The sequence below is a fragment of the Microbacterium neungamense genome, from assembly GCF_024971095.1.
In the GTDB taxonomy this organism is placed as follows: domain Bacteria; phylum Actinomycetota; class Actinomycetes; order Actinomycetales; family Microbacteriaceae; genus Microbacterium; species Microbacterium neungamense.
The window spans coordinates 223,390-239,297 of sequence record NZ_CP069717.1; the positions used below are offsets into that span (position 1 = coordinate 223,390).

Genomic DNA, 15,908 nt, shown 5'->3' on the forward strand with positions numbered 1-15,908 from the left:
CCTCTCCGTCGGCGGGAGCTTCCCGCATCCGCGGGGCGCTGCGCGGTGCGTTCTTCTCCCGGCGGGGTGACGGCGGCGGTGCGGCAGAGGGCGGCGGCGGCGGGCCGGCGGCTCGGGTCAGAGCTTGCGGATGCGGGGGAGCAGGCGCACCGGCGGGATCGGCGGGGCCGGGATGCGCTCCTCCCCGTGCCCCGGGACGTGCCCGAAGCGGTCCGAGCCGGAGGCGCCGGCGGCCTCCCACGCCTCCCGGGCCTCGACGATCTCGTCGTGGCTGCGGGCGGCGAAGTTCCACCACATCACCAGGTCCTCGGCGAACGGCTCCCCGCCCAGCAGGAACAGCAGGGCACCGGCATCCGTCGACACCTCGACGTCGTCCCGGGAGTCGCCGAGATACAGCATGCCGTTCACGTCCAGGCGATGCCCGTCCACCTCGGCGTCGCCCTCCACGAGCAGGACCGCGTGCTCCCACCGGGCATCCAGCGGCAGCGCCACCCGCGACCCGGCCGTGGCCCGGACCTCCGCGCCGACGATCGGGGTGTGCACGGTGGCGGGGGAGTCCACGCCGGCGAATCGCCCGAGCACGACGATCGCGGTCGCGTCCTCGCCTTCGGCGGCGGCCAGCTGCACCGCGGGCAGGCTGGTGTGCTGCTCGAAGCCGTGCGCGTGCGTGCGCGCACCCTCCGGCAGGGCGACCCACAGCTGCAGGGCGTCGAGGGGTCCGGCATCCTCGCCCACGGAGTACTCGGAATGCACGATGCCGTTCCCGGCGGTCATCAGGTTCAGCTGGCCGCGACGCAGGTCGACGTCGCTGCCCACGCTGTCCCGGTGCCGGATCTCCCCGACGAGCGGCCAGGTGACGGTCTGCAGTCCGATGTGCGGATGCGGCTCCAGACGCATCCGCACCTGCGCGGGTCCGAAGCGGTCGAGGAAGCACCACGCCCCGATGGTGGGGAGGTTCCGGTGCGGCAGCGTGCGCAGCACGTGCATGTTCCGCACCCCGCCGAGCGGCACCTCGCGCGGTTCGAGCAGGACGCGGTGCCGGCCGATCATCGCTTCGGCCAGCGGACGTCGGCGCCGGGAACGTCGTGGGTCTCGAGGTACCTCCGCACGTACGGGCAGTACGGCACGATCGTGTCGCGGGATGCCACGGCATCCGCCAGCGCGTCCTGGACGAGCCGGCCGGCGAGGCCCTTGCCCTCGAAGGCGGGATCGACCTCGGTGTGCGTGAACCGGATCTCGCCGGGACGGCGGTCGAACTCGGCGAAACCGGCGAGCGTGCCGTCGTGGTGGATCTCGTAGCGGGACGCGTCGTCGTTGCGGGTCACGGTGATGTCTGCCAAGGCGGCTCCTTCCGGCGTACGCGTCCAACCTACGCCCGCACACGGCGGCCCGGGCTGTGGAGAGCGGGTCCCGGCGTCGTCGGCGATGGTTAGGGTGGAGGGATGCCGCAGGCCTCCCGCGATCCGTACGAGGATCTGCCGTACGACGACGAGCCGTGGGGCGATCCCCTCCTTGATCCGTATCAGGGCGCGCCCGAGCCCATGGACTGGGTTCCGCCGGACGACGGATACGCGCCCCCGCTCGACTGGGGCGCGCCCCCGGCGCCCGCCGCCGCGGCGACCCGCGTCGTTGCCGCGCCCGCCCGCGACGTGCCGCAGACTCCGACGGCCGCACCCGCCCGGTACGCCACGCCGCTCGAGGCGCTGCGCACGGTGTTCGGGTACGACGAGTTCCGCGGCGACCAGGCCGCCATCGTGGACCAGGTCGTCGCCGGCGGCGACGCCGTCGTGCTCATGCCGACCGGCGGTGGCAAGAGCGTCACGTACCAGGTGCCCGCGCTGGTCCGGCCGGGCACCGGTCTCGTGATCAGCCCGTTGATCGCGCTCATGCACGACCAGGTCGACGCGCTACGCGCGAACGGCGTGAACGCGGCGTACCTGAACTCCACCCAGTCGCCGCAGGAACGGGCGGACACCGAGCGCGCCTATCTCGCCGGCGAGCTGGACCTGCTCTACGTCGCCCCCGAGCGTCTGTCCAGCCCGCAGACGACGCGCCTGCTGCAGCGCGGAGTGCTCAGCCTCATCGCCATCGACGAGGCGCACTGCGTGTCGCAGTGGGGGCACGACTTCCGCCCCGACTACCTCGCGCTCGGCGATCTCGCCGAGCGCTTCCCCGGGGTGCCGCGGATGGCGCTCACGGCGACGGCGACCAAGGCCACACACCGCGAGATCACCGAGCGCCTGCAGCTCGGCGACGCGAAGCATTTCGTGGCGAGCTTCGACCGGCCCAACATCCAGTACCGGATCGTGCCGAAGGTCGACCCCCGGCGTCAGCTGCTGTCGTTCATCCGGAGCGTGCCCGAACTGCTGCCCGACGCGCCGGCGGGGGCCGCGCCGTCCGGAATCGTCTACGCGCTCAGCCGCAAGTCGGTCGAGCAGACCGCCGATCACCTCGTCGCGCAGGGGGTCGACGCGCTGCCGTACCACGCCGGGCTCCCGGCCGAGGTGCGGGCGGCGAACCAGGCGCGGTTCCTCCGCGAGGACGGCGTGGTCATGGTCGCGACGATCGCCTTCGGCATGGGCATCGACAAACCCGACGTCCGGTTCGTCGCTCACATCGACCTGCCGAAGTCCGTCGAGGGCTACTACCAGGAGACCGGACGCGCCGGCCGCGACGGCGAGCCGTCCATCGCCTGGATGGCGTACGGCCTCGGCGACGTCGTGCAGCAGCGGCGGCTCATCGACCAGAGCCCGGGCGACCGCACCTTCAAGATGCGGATGGGCCAGCACCTGGACGCCATGCTCGCACTGTGCGAGACGGTGCAGTGCCGCCGGCAGAACCTGCTGAACTACTTCGGGCAGAGCCTGGACCGAACCCGATCCGCGGGCGAAGGCGCCGACGCCGTCGACCGCTGTGGGAACTGCGACACCTGCCTCGAGCCGCCGGAGACGTTCGACGGCCTCATCCCCGCCCAGAAGCTGCTCTCCACGATCGTGCGGCTCAAGCGCGAGCGCAATCAGGCCTTCGGCGCCGGCCACCTGATCGACATCCTGCGCGGCTCGTCCACCGACCGCATCCGCAAGATGGGGCACGAGCGGATCGCCACCTACGGCATCGGCGCCGACTTGTCCGAGCAGGACTGGCGCAGCGTCATCCGGCAGCTGCTCGCCCGCGGCATCCTCGTCGCGCAGGGAGAGTACGGCACGCTCGCGCCCGGCGAGGGCGCGGCCGGCGTGCTGCGCGGGGAGACGGCGGTGCCGCTGCGGCGCGACTCGATCGGCCGGGTGAGCGCGGGACGCGTGCGCGAGGCGTCGGCGGCGGACACGGTGGATGCGGCGGACCGCGGCGTGTTCGAGGCGCTGCGCGCCTGGCGTGCCGAGACCGCGCGCGAGCAGGGCGTCCCCGCGTACATCGTGTTCGGGGATGCCACGCTGCGCGCGCTCGCCGCGCACCGGCCGGCGTCCGTCGCCGAGCTCTCCGGGATCACGGGCATCGGCGAGAAGAAGCGCGAGGCCTACGGCGAGGCGGTGCTCGCCGTCATCGCCGGCGCGGGCGCCTGACCTGGCCGCATCCGCGGCAGGCTCCGCGCCGCCGAAGCGCTCCGGCATCCGTGTTTCGCGATGTGACATCCCGCGCGGCGAGATGTCATGACAGGCCGTAGTGTGGGCGCACATGAGCAACGCCGAGCCCATGAGTACCCGCGCGACCGTCACCGCGCCGACCGTCATCCGCACCTCCCGCGACGTGCACGCCCTGCTCGCCGAGAAGGGATCGCAGGGCACGCGGACCAAGGCGATCATCATCCTCGCCCTGGGCGGCATCTTCATGGACGCCTACGACTTCTCCTCCCTCGCCTTCGGCATCACGGCCGTCAAGGAGGAGTTCGGCCTCGACCCGCTGATGACCGGCTTCGTGAACGCCGCGATCATGGTCGGCTCCGTCGTCGGCGCGGTCTTCGGCGGGATGCTCGTGGACCGCTTCGGCTCGCGGCCGATCCTGACGAATGACCGGCCGGGTCACCGCGCGAGCGCGGCGGGGAGGAGCGGGGGTGCTCCCATGACGAGGCGACGGGACGCCGCGAGTCGGTGGCCGGACATCCGCGTCTCATGGACACGTGTGCGGCGAGGCCGGTTCGCTCCGTCGCGTAGCGAAAACCGTAGCAACTGCGGTCCGTCGCTCACAAGCGCGGGAGCACGTCGTCGAGGTGCGCGCGCAGGTGGGCGGCGACGTCCACGGCGTCCCGGTCGTACAGCCAGCGGTACTGCAGGCCGTCCCACAGCGCCACCAGCCACACCGCCTCCTGCTCCGGGTCGCGGTGCGAGGGCAGGTCGCCGTCCCGCTGGGCGAGCCGGAACAGCTCGGCGAAGTGCTCGATCGTGCGGGTGAACCGCCCGGCGAAGTAGTCGTGCGCCGGATGCCCGGCGGGCACCGCCTCACAGGACAGCACGGCGTACACCTCGATCAGCCCCGCCTCGCTCGCCGCGTTCTCCTCGGCGTCCGCGGGCAGCTCGCGCAGCGCGTCGGCGGCGCGGTCCGGATGCGCGCGCTCGGCCTGTTCGAGAATCCGTACGTGGACGAGGACGCCGCGGATGCGATCGTCGGGCGCGCCGACTTCCGCGCCGCCGGCGAGGCCGCGCAGCGCGCCTCGATCACGGTGCTCACCAACGACGGCGTGCTCCCCGCAGCTCGCGGGCGCCGCCTGTACGTCGAGGGGATCGAGCCCGAGGTGGCGGCCGCGTACGGCGAGGTCGTCTCCTCCCCGGCGGATGCCGACCTCGCGGTGATCCGGCTGCACGCGCCGTACGAGCAGCGTGCGACGGCGTTCGAGAACTTCTTCCACGCGGGCTCGCTGGACTTCCCCGAGGACGTCGTCGCCCACGTGCGCGCGGTGGCCGACCAGGTCGCCACCGTGGTCGACGTGCTGTGCGACCGCCCGGCGATCCTCACGCCGTTCGTCAGCTCCGCCTCCGCGATCACCGTCAACTGGGGGGCGTCCGGTGCGGCCCTGCTCGACGTGCTCACCGGCGCGGCCGAGGCGAAGGGACGACTGCCCTTCGACCTGCCGCGGTCCATGGCGGCGGTCGAAGAGTCCCGGCCCGACGTGCCGTTCGACACCGCCGACCCGCTGTTCCGGTTCGGGCACGGCCTGAGCATCTGACCCGGAGGGCTGTGGAGTCGCGACAATCGCGGCGGAGGAGGTCCCTCCCCGCGGTTGGCGCGACTCCACAGTCGACTTCGACGGCCGTTGTGGCAGTCCTACCATGAGGGTGTCCCGACATCCTTCGAGAGGAACCGCCATGGTCGACGCCGCCGTCCGCCCCGATCCGGCATCCGCCGAGTACGACGACATCCGCATCGACGTCGCTCAGGTCACCGAGCGCCTCCTCGGCACGTGGGCCGACACCCGCCGCAAGGCCCGCGAGATGATCAAGGACCCGGCGTTCTGGCGCGACGACGCGCTCGGCAAGGACGAGCACCGCGAGCGCGTGCTGTCGCAGCTGCACCTGCTGGTGCAGAACAACGCCGTGCACCGGGCCTTCCCGAAGGCGTTCGGCGGCGAGGAGGACAACGGCGGCAACATCGCCGGCTTCGAGGAGCTCGTCGTCGCCGACCCCAGCCTGCAGATCAAGTCCGGGGTGCAGTGGGGCCTGTTCGGCTCCGCCGTCCTGCAGCTGGGCACGGAGGAGCACCACCGGCGGTGGCTGCCGGGCATCATGGACCTCTCCATCCCCGGCGCGTTCGCGATGACCGAGATCGGGCACGGCTCGGACGTGGCATCCATCGGCACCACCGCGACCTACGACCCGGAGACGGAGGAGTTCGTCATCCACACGCCGTTCCGCGGCGCGACCAAGGAGTACCTCGGCAACGCGGCCCTGCATGGCGTGGCCGCCACGGTGTTCGCGCAGCTGATCACGAACGGCGTGAACCACGGCGTGCACTGCTTCTACGTGCCGCTGCGCGGTGAGGACGGCACGGACCTGCCCGGCATCGGCCGTGAGGATGACGGGCTCAAGGGCGGCCTGAACGGCATCGACAACGGCCGGCTCAGCTTCGACCACGTGCGCATCCCGCGCACCAACCTGCTGAACCGCTACGGCGACGTCGCCCCCGACGGCACCTACTCGAGCGCGATCGACAGCCCGGGCCGCCGCTTCTTCACCATGCTCGGCACGCTCGTGCAGGGCCGCGTATCGCTCGACGGCGCCGCGTCCTGGGCATCCGCTCTCGGCCTGCACATCGCGATCACCTACGCCACGCAGCGCCGCCAGTTCGACGGCGCCGACGGGCAGGAGACGGTGCTGCTCGACTACGGCAAGCACCAGCGGCGCCTGCTGCCGCGCCTCGCGACGACCTACGCGCAGATCTTCGCGCACGACGAGTTCCTGCAGAAGTTCGACGGCGTGTTCTCCGGCCGCACCGACACCCCCGACGACCGCGAGGACCTCGAGACGCTCGCCGCCGCGCTCAAGCCGCTGTCCACCTGGCATGCCCTCGACACGCTGCAGGAGTGCCGCGAGGCGTGCGGCGGCGCCGGGTTCATGTTCGAGAACCGGCTGGTCGGGTTGCGGCAGGACCTCGACATCTACGTCACCTTCGAGGGCGACAACAACGTGCTGCTGCAGCTGGTCGGCAAGCGGCTGCTCTCCGACTTCGCGGCGCAGTTCAAGGGGAAGGATGCCCGGGCGCTCGCCGCCTACGCGGTCGGGCAGACCGCCGGCAAGGTGTTCCACGGTGCCGGGCTCCGCGCGCTCGGCCAGGCCGTGGCGGACCTGGGCCAGGTGTCGCGCTCGGTGGAGCTCGGGCTGCGCGAGGAGCAGCAGCACGAGCTGCTCACCGAGCGCGTGCAGCAGATGGTCGCCGACATCGCCGGCCGGCTGCGCGCGGCCGGCAAGGACAGGGTGCTCGGCGAGAGGCTGTTCAACGAGAACCAGGCCGAGCTCATCGAGGCCGCCCGCGCGCACGGCGAGCTGCTGCAGTGGGAGGCGTTCACCGATGTCGTGCACCAGACGACGGATGCCGGCACGAAGCAGGTGCTGACCTGGCTGCGGGATCTGTTCGGGCTGCACGTCATCGAGAAGCACCTGGCCTGGTACCTCATCAACGGGCGGCTGTCGACGCAGCGGGCAGCCGCCGTGTCGCGGTACATCGACCGGCTGTGTGCCCGGCTGCGTCCGCACGCGCTGGATCTGGTGGCCGCGTTCGGCTACGAGCCCGAGCACGTCCGCGCCCCGATCGCGTCCGGCATCGAGGAGCAGCGGCAGGACGAGGCGCGCGCCCACTACGCCGCTCTCCGCGCCTCCGGCAACGCCCCGATCACCGAGAAGCAGCTGAAGAAGCGTCTTTCCGGTCGTTGAGCGAGGCGGCGAAGCCGACCGAGACGAAACGCACTGCTCCGTGGGGCGTTTCGTCTCGCTTCGCTCGCTCAACGACCGGGGGTGGCGCGCCCCTTCTCCGTCGGGGCGTTTCGTCTCGCTTCGCTCGCTCAACGACCGGGGGGCGCCGGCGCTAGCGTGGCGGGATGGAATCCCTCCGCACCGGCCCCGATGCCCGCGCCCGCTGCGCCTGGGTGGGCGACGACGCCGAGTACCGTCGGTACCACGACGAGGAGTGGGGCACCCCGCTGCACGGCGACCGGGCACTGTTCGAGAAGATGGCGCTCGAGGGCTTCCAGGCGGGGCTGTCCTGGATCACGATCCTCCGCAAGCGCCCGCGCTTCCGTGAGGCGTTCGCCGGTTTCGACCCGGTCGCCGTCGCCGCCTTCGGCGCGGACGACGTCGAACGGATGATGACGGATGCCGGCATCATCCGCAACCGGGCGAAGATCGAGGCCACCATCGCCAACGCCTCCCTCGTCGCCGGCATGGCGGAGGGGGAGCTCGACGCGCTGATGTGGTCGTTCGCCCCCGACCCCTCGGAGCGGCCGCGGCCGCGCACGCTCGCCGACGTGCCCGCCGTCACCCCGGCATCCGACGCCCTCAGCCGCGAGCTGCGCCGCCGCGGCTTCCGGTTCGTCGGCCCGACCACGATGTACGCCCTGATGCAGTCGGCCGGCATGGTCGACGACCACGTCGAAGGGTGCTGGCGGGCGGCCGCGGCCGGCTGACATCGGTGCACAGTTCCTCTTCACTGCACCCTTGCTTCACTGCACCGTTCCTTCACTGCACCGTTCCTTCACTGTGCCGTCACCGCGCGACGACCGGCCCCGGTGACTTCCGCGCGAACATCCGCGCGGGAAGTTGTCTGCACTTCTCACCGCCTCGCATGCTCGAAGGCGACGCATTCCCCTTCACTCCCAGGAAGAAGTGATGGCACCCAGACGCACCCTTGGCGCGATCTCCGCATCCGCCGCCCTGCTCGTCACCGCCGTGATCTCGCCCGCGGCCGCGGCGGCCGGCACCGATCCGACCGCCGCGTCCCGCGTCACGACCGAGCGGCTCGTCTGGTTCGACGGCTTCGACGGCGCCACCGACCCGTGGACGGTCGACGGCGCCTGGCAGCGCTCCACCCTCTCCGAGGTGGTCGCCGCTCACGGCACCGACCGCCGGCAGGCGTTCACCCGGGCATCCGGCACCATCGCGGTGGCCGAGGCGACGGATGCCGCGCTCGCCGGCTCGCTGACGAGCAGCCCCATCGCCGTCGAAGGCGGCGACGAGCTGGAGCTGCGCTTCGACAGCCACTACCGTGCCCGCGGCGCGGCGCAGACCGGCACGGTGACCGTCGCCTTCGACCGCGGTGCCCCGGTCGTGCTGCGCCAGTATGCCGGCAGCGACGAGGAGTCCGCGCAGCCGCGGCTCCGCGTCGTCGTCCCGGCCGGTGCGAAGTCGATGACGATCCGCTTCGAGCTGCGCACCGAGGGCGCCGCCGGGTCGTGGATGATCGACGACGTCCAGGTGGTCCGTCCCCTCCGGCCCCTGGCCGACGACGAGGCGCCGAAGGCGACCGTCGACGTGTTCAGCGACATCCAGGGCGCGACGACCCGGATGCGCGACCTCGTGCTTCCCGGGCTGCGGTCGCTGCCGCATCCGGCCGACACCCTCGTCGTGAACGGCGACCTCGTCAGCAACGGCGCGACCGCGAACTACGACGCCTATCTGAGCGCGTTCCGCGCGGGCGGTGGCGACGAGTACGGAACGGTCGTCTCGACCGCCGGGAACCACGAGTTCTACGGCTGGGAGGGGTCGGACGTATACCTCGACCGGTTCCTGGACCGCACCGGCATGCGCGGGGTAGGCGGCCAGGGCGGACTCTGGGGCGAGGTGCTCGTCGACGGCGAACTGCCGCTACTCTGGATCGGCAGCGAGTTCTACGACTACGCCGCCAAGACCGGCGCCGGGCCGTTCGTGGAGCTGTCCGACGAGCAGTTCGCCTGGCTCGAGGGTCGACTCGCGCACTGGCGCGAGCAGGGCAAGCCCGTGCTCCTCTTCTCCCATCACGTGCTGCCGTACTCGGTGTCGGGCACCTATGCCCGCTTCTACGCGAACGACTTCGGCGCCGACACCGAGCGGTTCGCGGCGCTGGTGGCGGAGAACCCGAACGTCGTCATGCTGAACAGCCACACGCACTGGTCCGCGCAGCTGAACGACTGGAGCGTCGAGCAGCGTCCCGACCCGGTGCTCGCGCGCGGCGCAACGATCGTGAACACCGCCGCCGTCACGACCATGTACGGACCGAGCGGGGATTGGGGCATATCTCCCCATCGGCGCCCGGCGAACGCCCCGGTTAGGATGTTCCGGTGCGTCGTGGGCCCATCCTCGGGGCGGCGTGAACTCCGATGAAGAGCGATCCCACAGGGGGAACCGGGAATGAAGGCGATGTCGTGGCTGCGGGCGCGCCCGAAGACGCTCGCGTCCGCCGCGGGCGTGACGGCGGGCGTGGTCGCGATCACGACGATGGCGTTCAGCTATGACGGGTTCCCGACGACGAAGGTGGATCTGCACGATGGCGGTGTGTGGATCACGAAGTCGTCGAGCCTGCTGGTGGGGCATTTCAACAACGAGTCGACGGTGCTCGACGGGGGTCTGCGGACCTCGGGTGAGGACTTCGACATCCTGCAGGACGGCACCAATGTGGTGGTCGTCGACAAGGGCAATGCCGCGATCACGGCCGTGGATCCGGCGCGGATCGCGCTCGGTGACAGCACGGGGGTCCCCGGGTCTGCGGAGGTGGCGCTGGGCAACGAGACCGTGGCCGTGCTGGACCGCAGGTCGGGCGAGCTCTGGGTGGTGCCGGTGAAGGGCATCGCGGGCTTCGAGATCGAGGGCGCCGAGCCGGTGGCCGAGTTGGGCGAGGTTTCGGATGTCGTGGTGGCGCGGGATGGCACGGTGTTCGGGGTGTCGGGGTCGCGCGGTGAGGTCGTCACGGTGCCGGTGGATGCGGAGGGTGCTCCGTTGGAGCCGGCCGTGTCGTCGGTGGGGGAGCTTGAGGGCCCGGTGCAGGTGACGGCCGTGGGTCGGGTGCCGGTGGTGTTGGATGCGGCGGGTGTGGTGACCACGCCGGGTGGGTTCCGGACGGAGATCGGTGCGGCGGAGGATGCGGTGTTGCAGTACGCGTCGGCGCCGGGGGATGCGGTGGCGGTGGCGACGGGGTCGTCGTTGGTGCGGGTGCCGTTGGATGGCGGGGAGCCGCAGGTGACGGATGCCGGGGGGTCGGGGTCGCCGGCGGTGCCGGTGTCGTTGCGGGGCTGCGTGTATGGGGCGTGGGCCGGGTCGGCGATGTTCGTGCGGGAGTGCCCGGGGGAGTCCAGTGATGTGGTCGCGGGGATCGAGGGCGCGGAGGGGGCGTCGTCGCTGACGTTCCGGGTGAATCGGGATGTGATCATCCTGAACGATGCGGTCGGTGGTGCGGCGTGGACGGCGGATGAGAGTCTGCAGCGGGTCGACAACTGGAATGACATCACTCCGCCGGAGGGGGAGACGGAGAACGAGGAGGAGACCACCGAGGAGACGGTGGAGACCACTCTTCCTGAGCGCAGTGAGGTGAACACTCCGCCGGTGGCGGAGGATGATTCGTTCGGGGTGCGTCCGGGGGGCACGGCGGTGCTGCCGGTGCTGGATAACGACAACGATCCGGACGGTGACGTGCTGGTGGCGACGGTGACGGGGGAGGGGCCGTCGCTGGGGTCGGTGCAGCCGATCCACAACGGGGCGTCGTTGCAGATGGCGGTGGAGGAGGATGCGTCGGGGTCGGCATCGTTCGGGTACGAGGCCGATGATGGTCGGGGTGGGAAGGACACCGCGACGGTGACGGTCTCGGTGCACGACTGGGATCAGAACGGTGCACCGGTTCCGAAGCGGAAGACCACGCTGGCGGTGGAGTCGGGTGGGACGGTGTCGTACAACATCCTTCCGGACTGGATCGATCCGGACGGCGACGACATCTATCTGAAGGAGGTCATCGCCGCTCCCGGCGACGAGGTCGACTTCACCACCGACGGCCAGATCACCTACCACGCCGTGGCCAGCCTGCAGGGCCGGAAGGATGTCCAGGTGACCGTGGCGGACGGTCTCGGCGAGACGGCCACCGGCACGATCGTCCTCGACGTCCGCCCGCCCGGGACGACCGACCCGAAGACGAACGCGGACCACGTGGTGACCCGCGTCGGCGAGCAGGTGACGGTCTCGCCGCTCGCGAACGACACCAGCAGCGGCCGCGAACCCCTCCGCCTCGCCCGCGTCGACGAGGTCCCCGGTGCCACCGTGCAGGCCGACTTCGCCAACAAGACCTTCACCTTCAGCGCCCCCGCACCCGGCGTCTACTACGTGCAGTATCTCGTCACGGCGGGGGCGAAGAACGGCCGCGGCATCGTCCGGGTCGACGTCACCGAGGCCGCCGACAAGACCCAGCCCCCGGTCGCGGTGCGCGACGTGGCCCTGCTGCCCATCGGCGGCGACGTCCTCATCGGGGTGCTCGGCAACGACACCGACCCGGCGGGCGGCATCCTCGTCGTCCAGTCCGTGACGGTCGAACCGGGCAGCGGCATCTCGGTCTCGGTGCTGAACCACGAGACCCTGCGCATCACCGACCAGGGTGCGCTCGACGAGCAGGTGCGGCTGACCTACCGCATCTCGAACGGCGCCCAGTCGGCCGAGGGCGAGGTGGTGGTCATCCCGATCCCCGCGCCCGACGAGATCCTGCCGCCGGTCGCCAACGACGACCAGGTCGTCGTCCGTGCCGGGGACGTCGTGACGATCCCCGTGCTCGACAACGACACCCACCCGAACGACGACGCGATGCACGTCGCCCCCGAGCTGATCGAACCGCTCGTCGACCCGGAGGACGGCGAGGCGTTCGTCTCGCAGGACACCGTGCGATTCAAGGCGGGCCCCGAGGCGAAGACGGTCTACGCCACGTACGAGGTCGTCGACTCGCGGCAGCAGAAGGATGCCGGCTACATCACCATCCAGATCCTCCCGGTGAACGAGGAGAAGAACGCCGCTCCCCGGCCGCGGGACATCACCGCGCGCGCCCTCGCCGGCACCGAGGTGAACATCGCCGTGCCGCTGGACGGCATCGATGAGGACGGCGACTCGGTCGAACTGCTCGGCCTGGCCTCCAGCCCCACCAAGGGCCGCATCACCGAGACCGCCCAGAACTACTTCAGCTACGAGGCCTTCGACGACTCCAGCGGCGTCGACACGTTCACCTACCGCGTCCGCGACCGGCTCGGCAAGGAGGGCACCGCGACCATCCGGGTCGGCATCGCTCCGGCCGAGCAGGCGAATCAGGCGCCGTACGCGGTGAAGGATGCCGTGGTGGTGCGCCCTGGCCGGGAGATCGCGGTGCCGGTGCTGGAGAACGACTCCGACCCCGAGGGCGATCAGGTCGCGCTCGTGAAGAACGGCCTGGAGACGCCGGAGGTCGGCGGCCTGTCGGCGCGCGTCTCGGGCGACCGGGTCCTGGTGCAGGCACCGGACCGCGCCGTCGAGACGTCGCTGCAGTACACGATCACCGACAGCCGGGGTGCCACCGCCACCGCCGTGCTGCAGATCACCGTCGACGAGGACGTGCCGCTGCAGGCGCCCATCGCCCGTGACGATCGCGTCCTGCCCACGGACATCGCCGAGGACTCACTCGTCGCCGAGATCGACATCCTCGGCAACGACGAGGACCCCGACGGCACCACCGAGGCGCTGGAACTCGAGGTGGGCGAGGGCGCGACGGTGCAGAAGAACGGCACGGTGCGCGTCACCGTCCGCGAGGAGATGCAGCTGATCCGCTACACCCTCACCGATCAGGACGGGCTGGCGGCATCCGCGTTCATCTTCGTCCCCGCGGTGGACGGGCTGCGTCCCACGCTCACCTCGACGAAGCCGGTGGAGGTGGTCAGCGGCGAGACGAAGGAGCTGCCGCTGGACGACTACGTCACCGTCGCCGGGGGCGGGTCCGTGGTGATCACCGAGCACGCGAAAGTGACCGCCGCGCACGCGGACGGCTCGAACCTCGTCAAAGACGAACGCACCCTCGTCTACACCTCCGCGCCCGGATACTTCGGCGAAGACGGTCTGACCTTCGAGGTGACCGACGGCACCGGGCCCGACGACCCCGAGGGGCGCAAGGCGACCCTGACCATCCCGATCACCGTGCTGCCGCCGGACAACCAGCAGCCGACGTTCGTCTCGGGCGAGGTGAACGTGTCGCCGGGCGAGGACGCCACCGTGCTCGACCTCGGCAAGCTCACCACCGACCCCGACCCGGAGGACGCCGGCAAGCACCGCTACACGCTGGTCGACGGCGAGGGCAGCGGCGTCTCGGCGAGCATCGACGGAGACAAGCTGTCGGTCCAGGCATCCTCGAACGCCCGCAAGGGCACCGGCGTCACCCTGACGCTGCGCATCAGCGACGGCGAGACCGAGCCGATCGAGGGCACCGTCACCGTGCGGGTGACAGCCTCGAACCGTGCCATGCCGGCGGCCAACACCGACACCATCGCCGAGGCCGACCAGGGGGAGTCCATCACCGTCCCCGTCCTCGCGAACGACTTCAACCCGTTCCCGGAGACGCCGCTGAAGATCCTGTCGGCCGCGACGGAATCCGGCGAGGGCCGGGTCGACGTGCGCGGTGACGAGGTCGTCGTCACGCCGGGCGCGAAGTTCGTGGGCACGCTGGTCGTCGCCTACCGCATCCAGGATGCGACCGAGGACCCCGACCGCGAGGCGAACGGCAAGATCGTGGTCACGGTGCAGGGCGTGCCGGAGGCTCCCGGCACCCCGTCGGTCACCAGCGTGCAGGACCGCACCGTGGTCGTCTCGTTCACGCCGCCGTCCAACAACGGCGCCGAGATCACCCACTACACGGTGCGCTCGGTGCAGGGGAACCCCTACTCGAAGCAGTGTTCCTCGACGACATGCACCCTGGACGGGCTCACCAACAACGTCGAGTACGCCTTCCAGGTGACGGCCACCAACCGCGTCGGCGAGTCGGAGCCGTCGGGCACATCCGAACCGGCCCGCCCGGATGCCCGGCCGGACACCCCGAACCCGCCCACCCTGGCGTTCGGCGACAAGTCGCTGAAGGTGGCCTGGACCACCCCGACCACTCCGGGGTCGCCGGTGGATCGGTACACGCTCGAGATCTCCCCGGTGCCGCCGTCCGGCATCGCGCAGAAGGAGACCACCGGCAACTCGCTGGTCTGGGAGGGTCTGGAGAACGGCACCAGCTACAAGGTGCGCGTGCAGGCGCACAACCGCGCCCCCGAGCCCTCCAGCTGGAGCGCCTGGTCGACCGCGGAGATCCCCGCGGGGCCGCCGCTGCAGCCCGCCGCGCCCACCACGCAGGAGCTCGCGCCGGTCGGCGACCGCGCCCAGATGCAGGTCAACTGGGTCGCTCCGAACAGCAACGGCGATGCGATCGACGGCTACCAGCTGGATGTGCTCCGCGGCGGCACCGTGGTGGACACGCTCTATCCGGCGGCCGGGGCGACCAGCCAGGCGGTCGTGGTCGACACCTCCGAGACGGCGTACACCTACCGCATCCGCGCGCAGAACAAGGCGGGCTGGGGCGAGTTCAGCCCGCCGTCCGCGGAGCGCCGCGGCGTGATCGCACCCGACCCGCCGAGGCTCACGGCCGTGCACGCCCGTGACCGCGCTCTCGGCATCGAATACACCCCCGGCGACCGCAACGGCGCCCGGACGACCGAGGTCAGCTACCAGTACCGCCTCAACGGCGGCGGCTGGGCGGGCCTGCCCGGGAACCAGGTGATCGGCGGCCTGACCAACGGCACCCGGTACACGGTTGAGCTGCGCGCGGTGTCGAACGTCGGCGGATCGGCGTACGCCAGCGGGCCCTCGAACGCCATCTCCGAGATCCCGTACGGTCCGCCGCACGCTCCGGTCGCCCGAGCCCGGAACCTCGGTACCAGCGTCGAACTGAGCTGGAACGCCCGGGTCTCCGACAACGGCCGTGCGATCGTGCTCACCCAGATCAACATCAACGGCAACGGCTGGCGCGACGCCGCGATCGAGGGGTCCGTCGTCCGCGGCAACGGCTACAACGAGACCCACAGCATCCAGGTGCGCGCGCAGGACGCCGCTGGCCAGTGGACGCCGGTCGCGTCGGCATCCGCCACCACCAATGCCCCGCCCGCCCCCGAGGTGTGGGTCACGCAGGGCGACCCCGCGCCCGAGAGCTGCGTGAACGGATGCCGGATGTTCGTCGTGAACTGGAAGAACCTGAACATCGGGTCCAAGCAGGTGTGGTGCAAGTCCAGCGCCTACGGCACCATCGGCAGCAGCTCGCACACCGTCAACTTCGACGGCAGCGGATCCACGCAGATCTCCTGCTGGCAGGGTCGCGACGGCGTGGACGTCTGGGTCGACATCGCCGGCTGGGGGGACGACGTCGACACCGAGAAGAGATTCTGGCCACGGCCCTAGCCGTGCCCAGCAGACGGACGGAACACACAAGAG

General features: G+C 71.2%; 8 protein-coding genes and 2 pseudogenes. 7 read left to right on the forward strand and 3 right to left on the reverse strand.

From position 1 onward, the window contains the following. Window positions 1-117: 117 nt before the first annotated feature. Both JSY13_RS01090 and JSY13_RS12495 read right to left on the reverse strand, forming a co-directional pair. A complete protein-coding gene (locus JSY13_RS01090; RefSeq protein ID WP_259607188.1) occupies window positions 118-1,050 on the reverse strand; it encodes a pirin family protein in 933 nt (310 codons plus the stop codon). After that, window positions 1,047-1,340 (reverse strand): GNAT family N-acetyltransferase, encoded by a 294-nt coding sequence (locus JSY13_RS12495; RefSeq protein ID WP_336297696.1) that lies wholly within the window; start codon window positions 1,338-1,340, stop codon window positions 1,047-1,049. The genes JSY13_RS01090 and JSY13_RS12495 overlap by 4 nt, the downstream gene beginning before the upstream one ends. 102 nt (window positions 1,341-1,442) lie before the next feature. On the opposite strand from JSY13_RS12495, the gene recQ reads away from it, so the two are divergent. Together recQ and JSY13_RS12500 are read left to right on the forward strand one after the other, a co-directional pair. Further along, window positions 1,443-3,560, forward strand: coding sequence for a DNA helicase RecQ (gene recQ / locus JSY13_RS01100; protein WP_259607189.1), 2,118 nt, complete (start codon window positions 1,443-1,445; stop codon window positions 3,558-3,560). Between the two features lie 265 nt (window positions 3,561-3,825). After that, window positions 3,826-3,939 (forward strand): annotated as a pseudogene (locus JSY13_RS12500) (hypothetical protein); the annotation flags it as partial. Between the two features lie 238 nt (window positions 3,940-4,177). Here the strand turns inward: JSY13_RS12500 and JSY13_RS01110 are convergent. Beyond that, complete coding sequence (locus JSY13_RS01110; protein WP_259607191.1) at window positions 4,178-4,447, reverse strand: TetR family transcriptional regulator C-terminal domain-containing protein; 270 nt, start codon at window positions 4,445-4,447, stop codon at window positions 4,178-4,180. Between the two features lie 99 nt (window positions 4,448-4,546). On the opposite strand from JSY13_RS01110, the pseudogene JSY13_RS01115 reads away from it, so the two are divergent. The 5 genes and pseudogenes from JSY13_RS01115 to JSY13_RS01135 form a co-directional block, all read left to right on the forward strand. Next, window positions 4,547-5,158: pseudogene (locus tag JSY13_RS01115) on the forward strand (glycoside hydrolase family 3 C-terminal domain-containing protein); the annotation flags it as partial. A 139-nt stretch (window positions 5,159-5,297) separates the two neighbouring features. Next, a complete protein-coding gene (locus JSY13_RS01120; RefSeq protein ID WP_259607193.1) occupies window positions 5,298-7,358 on the forward strand; it encodes an acyl-CoA dehydrogenase family protein in 2,061 nt (686 codons plus the stop codon). A gap of 164 nt (window positions 7,359-7,522) precedes the next feature. Beyond that, entirely contained in the window at window positions 7,523-8,107 is a 585-nt protein-coding gene (locus JSY13_RS01125) for a DNA-3-methyladenine glycosylase I (RefSeq protein WP_259607194.1), read from the forward strand. A 202-nt stretch (window positions 8,108-8,309) separates the two neighbouring features. Then, the gene (locus tag JSY13_RS01130) at window positions 8,310-9,779 is read left to right on the forward strand and encodes a metallophosphoesterase family protein (protein WP_259607195.1); all 1,470 of its coding nucleotides are present in this window, start codon (window positions 8,310-8,312) and stop codon (window positions 9,777-9,779) included. Between the two features lie 27 nt (window positions 9,780-9,806). Beyond that, a complete protein-coding gene (locus JSY13_RS01135) occupies window positions 9,807-15,875 on the forward strand; it encodes an Ig-like domain-containing protein (protein WP_259607196.1) in 6,069 nt (2,022 codons plus the stop codon). Window positions 15,876-15,908 lie beyond the last annotated feature (33 nt).

Excerpts from the sequence above, each read along its gene's own strand:
- JSY13_RS01135 (WP_259607196.1), top strand. The coding sequence starts at position 9,807 with ATGAAGGCGATGTCGTGGCTGCGGGCGCGCCCGAAGACGCTCGCGTCC.
- recQ (WP_259607189.1), top strand. The coding sequence starts at position 1,443 with ATGCCGCAGGCCTCCCGCGATCCGTACGAGGATCTGCCGTACGACGAC.
- JSY13_RS01130 (WP_259607195.1), top strand. The coding sequence starts at position 8,310 with ATGGCACCCAGACGCACCCTTGGCGCGATCTCCGCATCCGCCGCCCTG.
- JSY13_RS01120 (WP_259607193.1), top strand. The coding sequence starts at position 5,298 with ATGGTCGACGCCGCCGTCCGCCCCGATCCGGCATCCGCCGAGTACGAC.
- JSY13_RS01090 (WP_259607188.1), bottom strand. The coding sequence starts at position 1,050 with ATGATCGGCCGGCACCGCGTCCTGCTCGAACCGCGCGAGGTGCCGCTC.
- JSY13_RS01125 (WP_259607194.1), top strand. The coding sequence starts at position 7,523 with ATGGAATCCCTCCGCACCGGCCCCGATGCCCGCGCCCGCTGCGCCTGG.